Below are 15,741 nucleotides of genomic sequence, written 5' to 3'. Positions count from 1 at the left end.
GTCGTCATTGCCGGTGGGGCAATTCCAGCTGTGTCAGGCGCGGGTGAACTGGTCCTCGTCATCAGGCTCGCTGGCCGTGCGCGGGGCGGTGCCGCGGGCGCTGTTGACTGGCGCGGCCCCGTTGACCGACGCGTTGGCCTCGGCGAAGCGCTCGTTGAGCCGCGAGTGGCGCTGGCCGTAGGCGAAGTAGATGGCCAGGCCAATGACCAGCCAGAAGGCGAAGAAGATCCAGGTCTCCACAGCCAGGTTGGTCATCAGGTACAGGCAGAGTACGGCAGAAACGATCGGCAGGACCTTTCCGAACGGGACACGGAAGGCAGGCTTCAGGTCCGGGCGCTTTTTGCGGAGCACCAGGATCCCCAGGCTGACCACAACGAAGGCGGACAGGGTGCCGATGTTGATCATTTCCTCGAGCAGGTCGACGTTGGTGAGCCCGGCCACCAGGGCAACCGCGGTGCCGCAGATGATCTGGAGGCGGACCGGCGTCGAACGCTTGTCACTGGTCTTGGACAATGCCCTGGGCAGCAGGCCGTCGCGGCTCATCGCCAGCACCACACGGGACAGGCCCATGAGGAGCACCATGATCACGGTGGTGAGGCCCACCAGCGAACCGAAGGCGATGACCTTGGCGGCGGACGTGTCGCCCACGGCCTCGAAGGCCGTGGTGAGGGTGGGGCTCTTGGCTTCGGCCAGCTGGGTGTAGGACACCATGCCGGTCAGGGCCAGGGAGACCAGGATGTACAGCAGGGTCACCAGGGCCAGGCCGCCAAAGATGCCGCGGGGCAGGGTCTTCTGCGGGTTCTTCACTTCTTCGGCGGAGGTGGCCACCACGTCGAAGCCGATGAAGGCGAAGAACACCAGGGCCGCGCCGGCAAAGATGCCCATGGTGCCGTACTGGGCGGGGGCAGCCCCGGTCAGGAAGCCGAAGAACGACTGCTTCAGGACATCGGCGGCACCGGTAGCGGCCGTGGGCTCGGCTGCCGGTACGAACGGGGTGTAGTTCTCGAACTTCACGTAGGTGAAGCCCACCACGATCACGAACAGCACGACGGCGATCTTGATCAGGGTGAAGATGTTGCCTACCCGGGCGGAGAGCTTGGTGCCGAGCACCAGCAGCACGGTGAAGATGGCCACAATCAGGAAGGCGCCCCAGTAGAGGTCAACGCCGCCCAGCGAGATGGCCGGCGGGATGTCCAGGCCCGTGAGGGCAAACACCTTGCTGAGGTAGATGCCCCAGTATTTGGCGATCACCGCAGCGGCCGTGAACAGTTCGAGGATCAGGTTCCAGCCGATAATCCAGGCAAGGAGCTCGCCCATGGTGGCGTAGGTGAAAACGTAGGCGGATCCGGCCACGGGGATGGCAGTGGCGAACTCGGCGTAGCACATGATGGCCAGCGCGCAGGTGACGGCGGCGATCGCGAAGGAGAGTGTGACGGCGGGACCGGCGAAGTTGGCGGCAGCCTTCGCGCCGACCGAAAAGATGCCGGCGCCGACAGCAACGGCGACGCCCATGATCATGAGGTCCCAGGTGCTGAGGGAACGCTTAAGCTTGCGTCCGGGCTCATCGGCGTCGGCAATCGACTGCTCGATGGATTTTGTCCGCAGAAGATTCATAAGGGGTCACAATCCTGGTTTGTGAGGGAAACAGACCTATCAACGATAGTGTCCATCCACTGGACGGTCCCAATCGTCCCGAATAGTGAGACAGCCACCGTGCCGAATATTCTTCTGCGAAAGCACTCGGGGCCCTCCCAACGGAGAGCCCCGAGTGCCTCTGGATCGAACTTCCTAGGAAGGCCATTCCATCAGCGTTGACCGGATTAGGAAGCGTTTACCCTCCGGTGCTTCAACGGAAAAGCCGCTCCCCCGGCCGGGCACAACGTCGACAGTCAGGTGCGTGTGGCTCCAGTAGTTGAACTGCTCACGGGACATCCAGAACTCCAGCGGCAGCGGCTTCAAGCCGTCCGAGAGATCGAACAATCCCAGCAGGACGTCCGCTTCCCCTGTGATGAAGTCCCCGGCCGGATAGCACATGGGCGATGACCCGTCGCAGCATCCGCCCGACTGGTGGAACATGAGCGGGCCGTGCCGGTCCCACAGCATCCGCAGCAGGTCCACTGCGGCTGGCGTGAGCGCCACCCGGGAAAAATCTTCCCCGGGCAGCGTCACCGCGGCATCAAGCCTGGTCGAAGCCATGGCCTAGAAGAAACCCAGCTTGTTTTCGTCGTAGCTGACCAGCAGGTTCTTGGTCTGCTGGTAGTGGTCCAGCATCATGGCGTGGTTTTCACGGCCAATGCCGGACGACTTGTAGCCGCCGAAGGCCGCGCCGGCCGGGTAGGCGTGGTAGTTGTTCACCCAGACACGGCCGGCTTGGATTTCACGGCCTGCACGGTAGGCCACGTTGCCGTTGCGGGACCACACACCGGCGCCGAGGCCGTAAAGGGTGTCGTTCGCGATGCCCATGGCGTCGTTGTAGTCGCTGAACTTGGTCACCGCCACCACGGGGCCGAAGATCTCCTCCTGGAAGATCCGCATCCTGTTGTGGCCCTCGAACACGGTGGGCTGGACGTAGAAGCCGCCGGCCAGGTCGCCGGGGAGCTCTGCACGGGCGCCGCCGGTGAGCACTTTGGCGCCTTCCTGCTTTCCGATGTCAATGTAGGACAGGATCTTTTCCAGTTGGTCGTTGGATGCCTGCGCGCCGACCTGGGTTTCGGTGTCCAGCGGGTTGCCCTGTATCATCTTTTCCACCCGGGCCACGGCGTCGGCCATGAAGGACTCGTAGATGTCCTCCTGCACCAGCGCGCGCGACGGGCAGGTGCACACTTCACCCTGGTTGAAGGCGAACAGCGCGAAGCCCTCCTGCGCCTTGTCGTAGAAGGCGTCATTTTCCTGCGCAACATCGTTGAAGAAGATGTTCGGGCTCTTGCCGCCCAGTTCCAGGGTGACCGGGATGAGGTTCTGGCTGGCGTACTGGCTGATAAGCCGGCCGGTGGTGGTCTCGCCGGTGAAGGCGATCTTCCGGATCCGGGAACTGGAGGCAAGCGGCTTGCCGGCCTCCACGCCGAAGCCGTTGACCACATTCACCACACCCGCCGGCAGCAGATCCGCGATGAGCTCCATCAGGACCAGGATCGACGACGGCGTCTGCTCCGCCGGCTTAAGCACTACGGTGTTGCCGGCAGCGAGCGCGGGCGCAAGCTTCCAGACCGCCATCAGGATGGGGAAGTTCCAGGGGATGATTTGGCCCACCACGCCGAGCGGTTCGTGGAAGTGGTACGCGGTGGTGTTGTCGTCCAACTGGGACAGGCTGCCCTCCTGGGCCCGGACGGCGGAGGCGAAGTAGCGGAAGTGGTCCGAAGCCAGCGGCAGGTCTGCGTTGAGGGTCTCCCGGACGGGCTTGCCGTTGTCCCAGGTTTCGGCGACGGCCAGCATCTCAAGGTTCTCGTCGATGCGGTCCGCGATCTTGTTCAGGACGGCGGCGCGCTCCGCCACGGACGTCTTTCCCCAGGAAGGTGCGGCCTTGTGCGCCGCGTCCAAAGCCAGTTCAATGTCCTCGGCCGTCCCGCGGGCCACCTCGCAGAAGGCCTTGCCGGTCACCGGCGTGATGTTCTCGAAGTACTGGCCCTTCACCGGGGCCACCCATTCGCCGCCAATCCAGTTCTCGTACCGGTCCTTGAAGGTGACCTTCGAACCGTCGGTTCCCGGCTGTGCGTAAACGGTCATGTGCTTAGCTCCTTTGCTGTGCAGTTCATAGGGCCGGCGTACAAGGGCGCCCGCCGATGAACCCAGCGTAGGAGCGGGAAGGTTGCAGCAAGGTTGCAATGGTGAGAGCTGGATCACAAAGAACCCGGCGGGCCCTGCTTTCAGGCCCGCAGTTCGGCTTCCAGCCGTTCCAGGTCGGCCACGACGGCGGCGCGCTTGGGTGAGCGCGGCGGCAGGAGGCGGAGCGCGGCGAGGCGGATCCCGACGTCGTCACTTGCCTCAGGCAGCGCGGCATACTTGAGCAGGGACTCGGCACTGCCGTCCGTGAGGACAGCTTCCCGGAGCAGGGATGAAACCCTGTTCCTCAGCTCCACAATGCCCGGCGCCTCCGAGCGCGGAAGCACCCGTCCGCGGTAGATTTCCAGGGCTATGCGGTGGGCGCCGCGCTGCAGGCAGCTGAGCACCTGGCCCGTGTCCGGCACCAGGTCCAGCGGAAGCCGGTACGGGCGTGAGCCGGGAACCGCGTCCGGGCTCAGCTCCTGGATGACCTTCCGGAGACGGACCATCTCCGCGCGGAGCGTGATAGTCGAACCCTCCCCCGGGTACAGCAGCGAGCTGAGTTCCTCGGCGCTGAGCCCTTCCGGGTGCGTGCTGAGCAGGGCAAGGATCTCGCTGTGCCGGGCAGACAGCGAAACCGTCCGGCCGCCCAGGCTCAGCAGCGCCTGGTCGCGGCCCAGCAGTTGCAGGCTGTTCCGGTAGAGGCTTCCTTCCCCGGCGCGGCTTCCGTCCCCGGCAATCAGGCCCTTCCTGCTTGCGGGAGCCGGGGGCCGCCGTCGTACGGGTTTCCTGGCCAGCTCCGCAGCATGCTGCAGGCGCTCCACCCGCAGCTGCGCCTGCGCGGCCGCCACCGTGGCCTCCACCAGCGAAAGCGTGTGCGGCGCCACCGCGGTGTCCGTCCCGGTGATGTCCACGACGCCGAGCACCGCGCCGGAGTCCGGATCATGGAAGGGAACGGCCGTGCAGCTCCAGGGATGTACCGCGCGCTGGTAGTGCTCGGCGCCGGCAATCTGGATTCCACGCCCCAGGACAAGGGCGGTGCCGGGGGCGCTGGTGCCGACGCTCGCCTCTGACCAGTCGGCACCGGGCACGAACATCATCCCTTCGGCCCTGCGCTGGAGGGTGGGGTCCCCGTCCACCCACAGCAGCCTGCCCACTTCGTCGCCCACCGCTACCAGGAGCCCGCTGTCGTGGCTGGGCTGGACCAGGAGTTTGTTGATGACCGGCATGATCGCCGCGAGGGGGTGCTGCCGCCGGTAGTCCTCCAGCTCGTCCCAATCGAAGGCCAGCGGTGCGGCCGCGTTGTCCGGGTTGGCTTTGAAGCTTGCCGACCGTTGCCAGGACTCCCGGATGAGTTTGCGCAGGCCGGGGATTTCGGGAGTGGCGCCGCCGGGGCCCGGGCGTTCCGGGGCAAGGCGCCCCAGGAGCTCGTGTCCGGCCAGCGCGGCACGCTGGCGCGGTTCAGGCTGGAGCAGGTTCGTCATCGAACTCCCGTTCCGGAGTTTTGTCCGGCGATGCAGGGCTGGAGGGTGGCCAAGTCAGCATAGCTGGACAAAAACCCCGTGTCACCGGCGAGCGGACCCGGCAAAGCGCCTGGGATAGTGATTCAGCCGCGGGAGATGCGGATCATGTCCTCGCGCGGCACCACCTTGATGCGTTCCCGCACCACATGGTCCAGGCCTTCGGGTCCGGTCCAGTCCGCGCCGAGCCCTGCCTCGTGGGCATCGAGCTTGTTCCACCCTTCCCAGGTGGTGTATTCGATGCCGCGTTCCTCAAGCAGGTCGATGATGGCCTGCGGATCCGGGTTCTTGGCCGCGGGCAGGGTCAGCCGGTCCTCCAGCAGGAAGCCGATGGTCTCCAGGGCATCGCCCTTGGTGTGCCCGATCAAACCGACCGGGCCGCGCTTGATCCAGCCTGTGGTGTAGATGCCCGGAACGGGGTTGCCGTTGGCGTCCAGGACGCGGCCGCCCTCGTTGGGAATGACGCCGCGCTTGGCGTCGTATTCCAGTTCGTCCAGCGCCGACCCGTGGTACCCGATGGCGCGGTAGACGGCCTGGACGGGGTATTCGACGTACTCCCCCGTGCCCTTGGCGTTGCCCGTCCCGTCCAGCTGCATGCGCTCAAACTTGATACCGCCCACCTTGCCCGTGCCGTCGTCGAGCACCTCAACGGGGTTGTGCAGGAAGTGCAGGTGCAGCCTGCGGGAGGAGGGGTTGTCGGACTCCGCATGCTCCTCCACCAGCCAGTTGGTGAGCGTGTTCACCATGGTCTTCACCTGGTTGTTGCTGCGGATGGCTTCGTCCGAGGCCTCGTCGAATTCAAAATCCTCGGGGTACAGGACGATGTCGACGTCGTCCATGTGGGACAGCTCCCGCAGTTCCAGTGGGGTGAACTTGACCTGGGCGGGGCCGCGGCGGCCGAAGACGTGGACGTCGGTGACGGGCGAGGCTTTCAGGCCGGCATAAACGTTGTCCGGGATCTCGGTGGTGAGCAGTTCCTCGGGGTGCTTGGCCAGCATGCGGGCAACGTCCAGGGCCACGTTCCCGTTGCCGATGACGGCGATTTCCCTGGCCTCCAGCGGCCACTGGCGGGGGACGTCAGGATGCCCGTCGTACCAGGAGACGAAGTCGGCGCCGCCGAAGGAGCCCTGCAGGTTGATGCCCGGAATGTCCAAGTCGGCGTCCTTGATGGCGCCGGTGGAGAAGATCACGGCGTCGTAGAAGGCCCGGAAATCGTGCAGCGTGAGGTCCCGGCCGTAGGTCACGTTGCCCAGGAACCGGATGTCGCCCCGGTCCAGCACCTTGTGCAGGGCGTTGACGATGCCCTTGATGCGGGGATGGTCCGGGGCAACGCCGTACCTGATGAGGCCGTACGGCGCGGGGTAGGCCTCAAAGAGGTCGATGCTGACCTGGAAGTCACCGTCCTTCACCCCGCTGGACTTGGTGAGGATGTCCGCAGCGTAAACTCCTGCCGGTCCCGCGCCGACGATGGCGACGCGGAGGGGACGGTTGGCGGCGGTTTCGCTGTAACTGGACACCGGAAGCCCTTCTGAACTGGTCCTGCTCACGGATCATGAGGGTGCGCAGCATGGTGCAGCGCACAGTCCCCCATTCTAGTTGGCGGCCAGGGGCACCACTTTGCCTTCGCGGTACAGCAGCGCACGCAGTTCGGCTTCCGCCGAGTCCAGCCGCTTCGGATCGATGGTTTCGCCGTCGTGGAAATGATCCACAACCCTCGGGTCAACGTAACTCTTGCGGGCAATGGAAGGGGTGTTTCCCAACGTCTCCGCGGCGTCGTGCATGGCCCGGCTGATGGCGCGCTTCCTCTTGGCTGCGGTGCGCTGGGGGCCGGTGCGGGCCAGGCTTTCGGCGGCCGCCACCGTCCCGCGCAGGGTGCGGAAATCCTTGGCCGTGAAGTCGGACCCGGTGCGCTCCTTGACGTAGGCGTTGATGTCCGCGCTGCTCACCGGACGCCAGGTCCTGCCCTCCTTGTAGGCCAGGAGCCGCGCGTTGGGTCCGCGGCGCTTGAGCAGGCGCAGCAGGACGGCGAGGTCGGGGTCCCGGATTTCCGATTCCCAGTCCTTGCCGCTCTTGGCCGGGAAGCGCAGCAGGATCCGGTCCTTGCGCACCTGGACGTGGGCGCAGAGCAGGGTGGCAAGCCCGCGGCTGCCGTTCTCGTTGGTGTACCGCTCCGAACCCACCCGCAGGGAGCCGCTGTCGAGCATCCGGAAGGCGCCCGCCAGGACGCGCTCCCGGGTGAAGCCATCGCTGCGCAGGTCCATCGTGACCCGGCGGCGCGCCGCAGGCAGCGATTCGGCCAGCTGGAGGGACCGGTCGAACTTCACCCGGTCCTTACGCTCGCGCCACTCTGGATGGTAGATGTACTGGCGGCGGCCCACCCCATCCACGCCGGTCGCCTGGATGTGGCCGTTCTCGAACGGGGCGATCCATACGTCCGTCCAGGCCGGGGGGATGCCGATGCTTTCGAGCCGGTCCCTGAGAGGACCGGGCGGCAGGGTGGAGCCGTCCAGGTCCCGGTAGCTGAAGCCCTTGCCGGCAGCCACCCTGCGGTAGCCGCGGCCCGAGGCATTGCTGCGCCGGAGCCTCATGGGGCGGGCTCCGGCAAAGGCACACGTGTCATGAAAGCAAGCCTACTGACTATTTTTCGGATTTACGCCTGCCTGCTGGAATACCTGCCCACCTGATGCTGTTATTGAGAGCGTGCCCATGCCAGAAGGAACCTCTCCAGCCACCCCTGTCGCCACCCCCGCAGCTGCCGCACCTCCTGCGGCCAGTTCAACAGCGGGCGTCCCGGCACCGGTGGGCCCGCGGCCCGGGGCAAAGGACGCGACGGCGGGAATGCTGTTCGGCATCGGCGCGTATGTTTTGTGGGGGCTTCTCCCCCTCTACTTCTTCATCCTCATGCCGGCGGGCGCCGTCGAAATCGTGGCAAACCGCGTGGTGTGGTCGCTGCTGTTCTGTGCCCTCCTCATCACGGTGACCAGGGCGTGGCGGCCCCTTGCCAGGGCCTTGAAGGACCGGCGGGTCTTTGGCTCCCTGGCCCTGGCGGCCTTCCTGATCGCCATCAACTGGCTGACCTACACGTACGGTGTGACCACCGGACAGGCCGTGGAAACGTCGCTGGGCTACTTCATCAACCCGCTCGTCTCGGTCCTGCTGGGCGTACTGGTCCTGAAGGAAAAGCTGCGGCCGCTCCAGTGGGCTGCGGTGGCCGTGGGCTTCGTGGCGGTGGGCGTCCTCACCTACTCGTACGGAAAGCTGCCGTGGATCGCACTGACGCTGGCGTTCAGCTTCGGCCTCTACGGCTTCGTGAAGAACCGGGTGGGATCAAGAGTGGACGCCATCACCAGCCTCAGCGTTGAAACCATGGTGCTCGCCCCGCTGGCGGCCGTAGCCATGGTGGTCCTGGCTACGACCGGAGGTTCGACCCTGACCTCCCAGGGTGCCGGACACTTCTGGCTGCTGCTGGCGTCCGGCGTCATCACGGCCGTGCCGCTGCTGTTCTTCGGCGCTTCCGCGCGCCGGCTGCCCATGACCACCATCGGGCTGCTCCAGTACTTCGCTCCCGTCCTGCAGTTCCTGGTGGCCCTGCTGGTGTTCCGCGAGGCCATGACCGTCGAGCGCTGGATCGGATTCGGGGTGGTGTGGCTGGCCCTGGTGCTGCTGACCCTGGACATGCTGCGGGCGGCGCGCAGGAACTCGCTCGCCCGCAAGGCGCTGCGCCAGGCGGCCTGAGGTAAGCAGGCCCGTCTGGTCAACCACCCAGGGCGCGCTTCACGGCGTCGTACGCGGGCGTAGGCTTGCCGTCGCTGAACAGGTGGTCGTGGCCCTGCTGGAGGCTGCCGCCGTCGTCGATCCACCAGTCGTAGCGGTCGTCAACGCCCCACGTGGTGTAGGAAACGCAGGTCTGCGAGCGCAGGCAGGTGGCCAGCACCGTGGCGTACTGCTTCGCCTGGGCGGCCGTCCCCTGGTCGTCCGTGACGTCGTTCTCGGAGATCCGGACGTGCAGCCCGGCCGCGCCGAAGCGGTTGAGTGTACGGGTGAGGTCCTCTGCGGAGATGGCGTCGGTCTTGAGGTCGTAGACGTGGGCCTGGAGGCCTGCGCCATAGATGTGTCCGCCCTGTGCGTTGGTGTCGAGGATGAGCTTGAGCAGGGCGTCCTGGCGCCGCCCCGGCACGTCGGCCCCGTTCTCGTTGATGTACTGCTTGACATCCGGATCGGCAGCGTAGACGGCCTTGGAGACCACCGCCGGATATCCGGGCCCGAAAACCCGGTACCAGATGTTCTGCTGCATGCCCGTCCCCTGGTTGACGTCGAACGGTTCGTTCACCACGTCAAGGGACGCCAGCCGCCCTTTGAAGTGCGCCACCACGGTGCTGACGTACTCCAGCAGGGCAGCTCCGCTGGCCCGGCGCTCCGCCTCCGAGCCGGCCGGGAGCTCCTGCATCCAGCGGGGCATGGCCTCGGTGAAGGCGATGGTGTGCCCGTGGACCGCCATGCCTTTGCTCTGCGCGATGGCCAGGATCGCGTCGGCCTCCTCGAAGGTGTAGACGCCCTTCTGCGGGGAGAGGAACTGCGGCTTCATGGCGTTTTCCGGGGTGAGGGCGCCGAAGTTTCCCACGAACTCGCGGGCGTAGTCCTCGTCGCCGGTGAGAGGTCCGAGGGCCACGGCGGCGCCTACCAGGAACCCCGGACGGGTCCTGGCGGCAAGCGCCTGGAGGCCGTCTTCTGACCGCTGCGCATCTGCCGCGGCGGCCCCCGAGGTGTGCAGGCCGGTACTTCCCGGCGCTGCCGCCTTCAGCGAAGTGATGTGAAAGTCCCCGGAGTCGCTGGAAAACCCCAGCCACAGTTCCCCGGAGGTGAACACCTTGCCCAGGGGAAGCGAGGACAGGGTGTCGCCGCCGCTGGCGACTGTCAAGGTATCGCCGGCCCGGCGCACCGTAAGCGGGGCACCTGCGTCCTTCACCGTCACGTGCTCGTCATGCACGGGAACAGGCTGGGTCACGTCCTTCTTCTGGGCTCCGTCAAAGACCGCGATCCGCAGTTCATTGCCTTGGAGGGTAAGCCGCAGACCCGCAGGCTCCACGCGGAACTCATCCGCAATGACCGGCGGCCGGTCGTACAGGGCCCAGGATGCGTCCGCGGTGACATCCGCGAACGTGGCACTCAATGAGAAGTCCCCGCCGACCACCAGGTGCGTGCCGGCCAGGTTGAGCGGAGGGTTCGGCTGGCCCCCATCCCCGCTTTGCTCCACGATGCGCCTGGCGGTGGGCCTCACCTGCAGCCCGCTACTGCCGGCCCGGACACCGGGGACGTCCTGCCAGTCCACACGCAGCAGGTCCAGGGTCACGTCGGGCTTCGGCGGGGAGCAGGAAGCGAGGATGACGAGGAGGGCGGACACCAGTACCACAGCCAGTGCGTGCGGGCGTCCGGCCATCCTTCGTCTTCTTCCACGTTGCCAGGACTTGGTGCCGCTAGGACTTGGTCCAGCGGACGTCGTCGAAATAGGCCTTCAGCCCTGAATTGCCCTGCACGATGACCTGCAGGCTCGCCTTGGCCACCGCGGTGCTGCTCGGCGAGTACGTCAGGTCCACATTGGTGACGCCGCCGGCCGAGACGCCGAGCTTCCACTGCCCGGAGACCCACTGCCCGGCGGAGTTGTATTCGTCAATGTAGAAGCCCATCTCGCCGCTGGTCCGCGCCGTGATGTTGAGGTAGCTGGCGATCTTGTAGCTGCCGGCCGTTACCGCCACCTGGGGGGAGAACAGGTGCTTGTTGGCCGTCGTGGACGCCATCTTGACCGAGTTCACCGGGTTGGCGGGGCTCCCATGGTTAGCTGCGTCAGCGAGGATGGTGGACGCTGAGTCCGTCCTCCAGCCCGAGCCGATGCCGGCGTCAAAGGTGCCGTTGGCCACCAGGTTCGGGGACTGCGTGGGAGGTGTCGCCGAACCAAGGGCCATCATCTGCATGTTGTCCAGATAGGCGGTGATGCCGGTACCTGTCACGTAGACCTGGAGGCTGGCCGACGCAACGCTGGTGGAGCTCGGAGTGTAGGTGAAGTTCATCGACTCCACCCAGCGGCTGTTTTCCCGCTTACGGAACTGCCCGGAAACCCACTGCCCGGCAGCGTTGTACTCGTCCACATAGAAGCCAACTTCACCGGAGGAGATCGCGGCTACATTGAGGTAGGCCTTGAACAGGTAGCTGTTGGCGGCCGATACCGGAACCTTCGGCGAGAACAGGTGGCCTGCAGCCGAACCCGACACCAGCTTCACCGATTTGGCGGCGTCCGGGTAGCTGCCGTTGTTTCCGGCGTTTGCCGTGATTGTTGCCGGGGCGTCGGTCCGCCATCCGTCGGCGATGCCGTTGTTGAACGTTGGGTTGGGGAACATGTTGGGGCTGCCGTTGACCAGTCCCTTGCTGATATTGACGTTCCGGATCTGGCCGGCCGCCACCTTGGTCTGCACATACGCAGCCAGCTGGTCCAGCTCTGCGGTGCCGTACTGGTAATCGTCCGGGGTCTTGCTCGGCGAAGGCCTGATGTCGTGGAACGTGAAGATGGCCCATGTCTTGTTCGCGATCGCCTCGTCCACCTTGGCCTTGAGGGTGGCGACCGGGGTGGTCACCTCCTGCACGGGGGTGTTGTGGAGCAGGAGGTCGCCGAGCGGCCAGATGTTGTTGCCCACGTCGGCGAAGCCGCGCATGGAGCTGTAGTACTTGGCGATTTGGGCGAGCGCAGACATGTCGTAGTCGCCGTATGGGGTGGCGAGGGCGGTAGCGTTGAAGCCGTGTGCCGCCAGCGCCGCCCTGCTGTTGGCCAGCTCGGCGTCCACTTGGGCAGCCGTCAGCTTCGTCGCCTGGCAGTCATTGCCCACGCTGACCAGGCACTGGTGGTCAACGGTGTGCGAGCCGATCTCCCAGCCGTAGGTGTTTTGCAGCTGGGTGATCTGGTCCCAGGTCATGTACGGTACGTCCGTGTTGGCGCGGCAGGTGTTCGGCACCGTGGTCATGCCCACGCAGTTGGTGATGACGTAGCTGGTGCCGGTGAGCCCGTACTTCTTGAGTGTGGGGGCAGCCTGGGTCAGGGCATTCTGCATGCCGTCGTCGAAGGTGAAGGACACGAGCGGAGTTGGGGCGGGGTTGTCCACTGCGGCATTGGCGGCCGCAGGGGACAGCAGCGCGCCGGCTATGGCCCACACCGCCACCCCAATGGTCAGGAGCCTGGCGCGGCGACGCGCCAGGCTGGATCTTGATGTGATCATGACTTTCTCCTTCTTTCGGGTGGCGAAGGCGCCGCGTTTCACCGCTTGATGGTGGTCACGGGCCCTGCAACTGCTCGAACGCCTGGGCGACCGGTTTGACCTGGATGCCGCTTTCGTCGATGAGCTGCAGCTGGGTTGCGAGGACGTCGCTGGTGACGGTGCTCCTGTCCGCCGCAATAGTGTTTTTCTGGGTGCCCGACAAATCGGGCGCTGCGATCTGGTGGTACACAAGGATGAGCCAGCCGTTGGACCTGGTGGTTTCGGCGAGTGCTTCCTTGAGGGTCTCCGGCGTCGTTGCGTCGGTCACGTAGAGGACCTTCAAGTCGTGCGGGTTGATGTTCTGCCTGGTGTTGATGCCGTCACCCGTGCCGCGGATGACCTTGAAGTACTTGCCCGCGTACCAGTCCACCTGCGGGTCTGAGCGTCCGTACGGCGGTGCCAGGTCATCGGTGGGCAGGCCCGCGGCAGCAAGGGCATCCTCGCTCTTGCGCAGTTCGTCGTCCAGCCTGCTGGTGCCCACGGAGGTGAGGTCCACGTGCTGGTAGCTGTGGGCGGCGATCTCATGGCCTGCCTGGCTCATCTGCTGGACCTCTGCCGCGCTGATGAAGTTCGGCGTCTCGATGGAACTGGCATTGACGTACTGGGTGGACTTGAAGCCGTGCTTGTCCAGCAAGGGCAAGGCACGGTCGTACACCGACTGCCAGCCGTCATCGAAGGTGATCGAGACCATGGGCTCCTTCCAGCGCAGCGGCCCCGGCCTGGTGACATCCATCAGCGAAAAGTCCCGGACAGCGGTGGTGCCGTTCCCGTGCGAAATCAGGGTGACCATGGCGGTAGCCGCACCGTCCGGGACCTGGAACGCCTCCTTGACGGTGGTCCACTCCCCCGCCGGAGGCACAGTCTCCAGGTTCCGGAACTTGCGGCCGCCGTCGGCCAGCTCGAACTCGGCCACCACATCCACCGTGAGGTCGGACTTGTACGCCGCGCTGAAGGTGAAATAGCGGTCGGCGGTGACCGGGATGGGCTGGTACTGCCACTTCGCTTCGCCGTTCTGGTAATTTCCCACTCGCGTCCAGAGGAAGCTGCCGCGCCCGTCTTCGCCGCGCCCGGACTCCACCGTGGACGTCCCGGACGAGTACGGGGACCAGTAGGCGGGCAGGGCCGGATCGGTCCCTGCGAACCCCGGGTTGGGGATCACGTTGGGGCCCCCTGCTCCGGAGGCAGGAAGCTGGACATCCTCGGCCGCCTCGATATACGCGCCCTCCACCTGGAAACTGCCCACGGAGGCGAAGCGGAAGACGTACTGCACCGCCGTCGTCGTGTCCCCGCTGTTGAACGCATCGCTTACCGTGAACGCGGAGGTGCCGGGCCGTTCCAGCGGGTTCCGCAGCTGCTCAAGGCTGGTGCTGCCGTCCTTGTGGAACTTCCGGGCCAGCAACCTGAAATCGGGGTCGGCGGTTGTGAACGCCTTAAAGAAGTAGGTCTTGCCGGGAGCAAGGTCCACCCGCGGGCTGGTGAGGGTGACATCGCCGGAGGTGTACTGGCTGATACTGAGTTTGAGCGCCTGCCCGCCCAGCTGCCCCATCACCAGTTCCAGCGAAGTCTTCGCGTCACCGCTGTGCCCGGCGGTCCAGCCGCCCGCAGGAGCCAGGGAAGATCCGGCCGACGGCGACGGGCCGGGTGTGGCGGCAGGTCCGGCTATGGCGGGGAAAAGTGCCGGCAGCAGGTTGGCTCCTGGCCGGGGCTGGGCGAAACTGCCCATCCTCCCCGTGTACGCCAGCCACCCGGCGGTGATCATGAGGACCAGAACGGTGATGAGGACGAGTGGATTCAGCAGTACCCGGCGGATCCTCCGCCGCCTAGGCCGCACTCGTCACCACCCCCGCGCTGCCGGCCCGTTGCGGGGAGTTCCAGGTGTTGATTGCAGAACGCCGGACCAGGCCGGGCGAGCGCGCAATGCAGCGGACGGCCGCCACCAACTGCACCAGGTCCATGATGTAGAACAGGAAATAGGCCGTGGGTGCATACATGCAGAGCCTGGTGCGTTCGCGTGCGGTGAGGTTCTCGTCCATCAGGACCGTGAGCAGCGTGTAGGCGGTGATGGTGGCGTAGGAACCGATGATCAGGGCGGGCGTGTACGTGGCCAGCGACCAGTAGACAGCGTACGTCCAGGCCAGGGGCGAGACGAGCAGCGTGAACTCGCTCAACAGCGCCATCGGCATCCGGTAGTACGCCAGGGTGCGGCTGTACCGGCGGCTGGGGTTCAGCGCCATGCCGCGGTACTTGATGAGGTTCTGGATGCTTCCGTACTTCCACCGGTAGCGCTGCTTGGCCAGGGCGCGGAACGTGAGCACGCCCTCGGTCCTGGCCACCACGTCCGCGCCGTAAACCATGCGGAACCGCCGGTTGCCAAGGTGGGTGATCTTGGCACTCAGGCCGATGTCCTCGGTCACGGTGTCCGTGTCGTAGAAGTCCACCTTCCGCAGCACGCGCATCCGGTACGTGGAGGCGACTCCGCCCACGACGTACTCGCAGTTCAGCAGCGAGTAGAGCTTCTTCGAGCGGTAGCCGATCATGTGCTCAAACCGCTGCAGGATGCCCAGCGCGGTGGGCTCCTCCATGATCTGGACGTTCGCCGCGACACCGCCCACATACGGGTCGTCAAAGTAGGACAGGGCATTGGTGATGGCGTCCGGCCTGATGACCGAGTCGGCGTCGAGCGTCATCACATACTGGCCGCGCGCGAACCGCCGGAGCACCGTATTGAGCGCGGCGCCCTTTCCCACGTTCCTGCGCATCCGCACCAAGCGCAGGTCCATTCCCGGGTGGCGCAGCTGGTAGTCGCGGACCAGGCGGCCGGTGAGGTCGCCGGAGGCGTCGTCCGCCACGAGGACTTCGAAGGAGCGGTAGGTGCTGCGCAGGATGGACTCGAGCGTCCGGATGATCACCGCTTCCTCGTTGTGGGCTGCAATGACGATGGACACCAGGCCGGGTACTTCGGGGAGCGCCCTTCGGGTCCAGGTGGCTGTGGCCGCACATTCGGGCTGGTAGGGGGTGGGGAGGCGGACGCCCCTGATCCCTTTCCGCCGCTGCTGCCAGATGTCGTAAAAGTTGGCGCCTGCCAGGTAGAGGCCGAAGTGCACGACGTAGAGGATGCTGACGCCCGCGAACAGCCAAAAGACCAGAAGCGCGATGTCCAT

General features: G+C 65.9%; 11 protein-coding genes. 1 reads left to right on the top strand and 10 read right to left on the bottom strand.

Annotated features, from left to right (window positions below; all coding sequences use genetic code 11):
* Positions 1 to 33 precede the first annotated feature (33 nt).
* The 6 genes from QF031_RS04465 to QF031_RS04440 all read right to left on the bottom strand — a co-directional run bounded on the left by QF031_RS04465 (position 34) and on the right by QF031_RS04440 (position 7,867).
* Positions 34 to 1,614 (bottom strand): amino acid permease, encoded by a 1,581-nt coding sequence (locus QF031_RS04465; RefSeq protein WP_307424641.1) that lies wholly within the window; start codon positions 1,612 to 1,614, stop codon positions 34 to 36.
* Positions 1,615 to 1,788: 174 nt separating this feature from the next.
* Positions 1,789 to 2,196, bottom strand: a complete 408-nt coding sequence (locus QF031_RS04460) for a DUF779 domain-containing protein (protein WP_307424637.1) — start codon at positions 2,194 to 2,196, stop codon at positions 1,789 to 1,791.
* Between the two features lie 3 nt (positions 2,197 to 2,199).
* Entirely contained in the window at positions 2,200 to 3,723 is a 1,524-nt protein-coding gene (gene exaC, locus QF031_RS04455; RefSeq protein ID WP_307424634.1) for an acetaldehyde dehydrogenase ExaC, read from the bottom strand.
* A 140-nt stretch (positions 3,724 to 3,863) separates the two neighbouring features.
* Positions 3,864 to 5,243, bottom strand: coding sequence for a GAF domain-containing protein (locus tag QF031_RS04450; RefSeq protein ID WP_307424631.1), 1,380 nt, complete (start codon positions 5,241 to 5,243; stop codon positions 3,864 to 3,866).
* 122 nt (positions 5,244 to 5,365) lie between these two features.
* Entirely contained in the window at positions 5,366 to 6,796 is a 1,431-nt protein-coding gene (locus QF031_RS04445; protein ID WP_307424628.1) for an FAD-dependent oxidoreductase, read from the bottom strand.
* A gap of 75 nt (positions 6,797 to 6,871) precedes the next feature.
* Positions 6,872 to 7,867 (bottom strand): DNA topoisomerase IB, encoded by a 996-nt coding sequence (locus QF031_RS04440; protein ID WP_307424625.1) that lies wholly within the window; start codon positions 7,865 to 7,867, stop codon positions 6,872 to 6,874.
* A 118-nt stretch (positions 7,868 to 7,985) separates the two neighbouring features.
* On the opposite strand from QF031_RS04440, the gene rarD reads away from it, so the two are divergent.
* Entirely contained in the window at positions 7,986 to 9,014 is a 1,029-nt protein-coding gene (gene rarD / locus QF031_RS04435) for an EamA family transporter RarD (RefSeq protein ID WP_307433126.1), read from the top strand.
* A 19-nt stretch (positions 9,015 to 9,033) separates the two neighbouring features.
* Here the strand turns inward: rarD and QF031_RS04430 are convergent, their stop codons facing one another.
* Genes QF031_RS04430 through QF031_RS04415 form a run of 4 tightly spaced genes read right to left on the bottom strand, consistent with a single transcriptional unit; the run spans position 9,034 to position 15,741 of the window.
* Entirely contained in the window at positions 9,034 to 10,716 is a 1,683-nt protein-coding gene (locus tag QF031_RS04430) for an endo-1,4-beta-xylanase (RefSeq protein WP_307424621.1), read from the bottom strand.
* A gap of 37 nt (positions 10,717 to 10,753) precedes the next feature.
* Positions 10,754 to 12,541, bottom strand: a complete 1,788-nt coding sequence (locus QF031_RS04425) for a polysaccharide deacetylase family protein (protein WP_307424618.1) — start codon at positions 12,539 to 12,541, stop codon at positions 10,754 to 10,756.
* 55 nt (positions 12,542 to 12,596) lie between these two features.
* Positions 12,597 to 14,411 (bottom strand): polysaccharide deacetylase family protein, encoded by a 1,815-nt coding sequence (locus QF031_RS04420; protein WP_307424615.1) that lies wholly within the window; start codon positions 14,409 to 14,411, stop codon positions 12,597 to 12,599.
* The gene (locus QF031_RS04415) at positions 14,401 to 15,741 is read right to left on the bottom strand and encodes a glycosyltransferase family 2 protein (RefSeq protein ID WP_307424613.1); all 1,341 of its coding nucleotides are present in this window, start codon (positions 15,739 to 15,741) and stop codon (positions 14,401 to 14,403) included. Before QF031_RS04415 ends, QF031_RS04420 begins: the two co-directional genes overlap by 11 nt.

The organism is Pseudarthrobacter defluvii, from assembly GCF_030816725.1.
In the GTDB taxonomy this organism is placed as follows: domain Bacteria; phylum Actinomycetota; class Actinomycetes; order Actinomycetales; family Micrococcaceae; genus Arthrobacter; species Arthrobacter defluvii_A.
Note: the sequence above shows the minus strand (reverse complement) of the source record. Positions and strands in the feature narration are given on the sequence as shown.

Bases quoted from the DNA above. Each gene is read 5' to 3' on its own strand.
- QF031_RS04415 (WP_307424613.1), bottom strand. From the start codon at position 15,741: ATGGACATCGCGCTTCTGGTCTTTTGGCTGTTCGCGGGCGTCAGCATC.
- QF031_RS04425 (WP_307424618.1), bottom strand. From the start codon at position 12,541: ATGATCACATCAAGATCCAGCCTGGCGCGTCGCCGCGCCAGGCTCCTG.
- QF031_RS04465 (WP_307424641.1), bottom strand. From the start codon at position 1,614: ATGAATCTTCTGCGGACAAAATCCATCGAGCAGTCGATTGCCGACGCC.
- rarD (WP_307433126.1), top strand. From the start codon at position 7,986: ATGCCAGAAGGAACCTCTCCAGCCACCCCTGTCGCCACCCCCGCAGCT.
- QF031_RS04440 (WP_307424625.1), bottom strand. From the start codon at position 7,867: ATGAGGCTCCGGCGCAGCAATGCCTCGGGCCGCGGCTACCGCAGGGTG.
- QF031_RS04450 (WP_307424631.1), bottom strand. From the start codon at position 5,243: ATGACGAACCTGCTCCAGCCTGAACCGCGCCAGCGTGCCGCGCTGGCC.
- QF031_RS04430 (WP_307424621.1), bottom strand. From the start codon at position 10,716: ATGGCCGGACGCCCGCACGCACTGGCTGTGGTACTGGTGTCCGCCCTC.
- QF031_RS04460 (WP_307424637.1), bottom strand. From the start codon at position 2,196: ATGGCTTCGACCAGGCTTGATGCCGCGGTGACGCTGCCCGGGGAAGAT.
- exaC (WP_307424634.1), bottom strand. From the start codon at position 3,723: ATGACCGTTTACGCACAGCCGGGAACCGACGGTTCGAAGGTCACCTTC.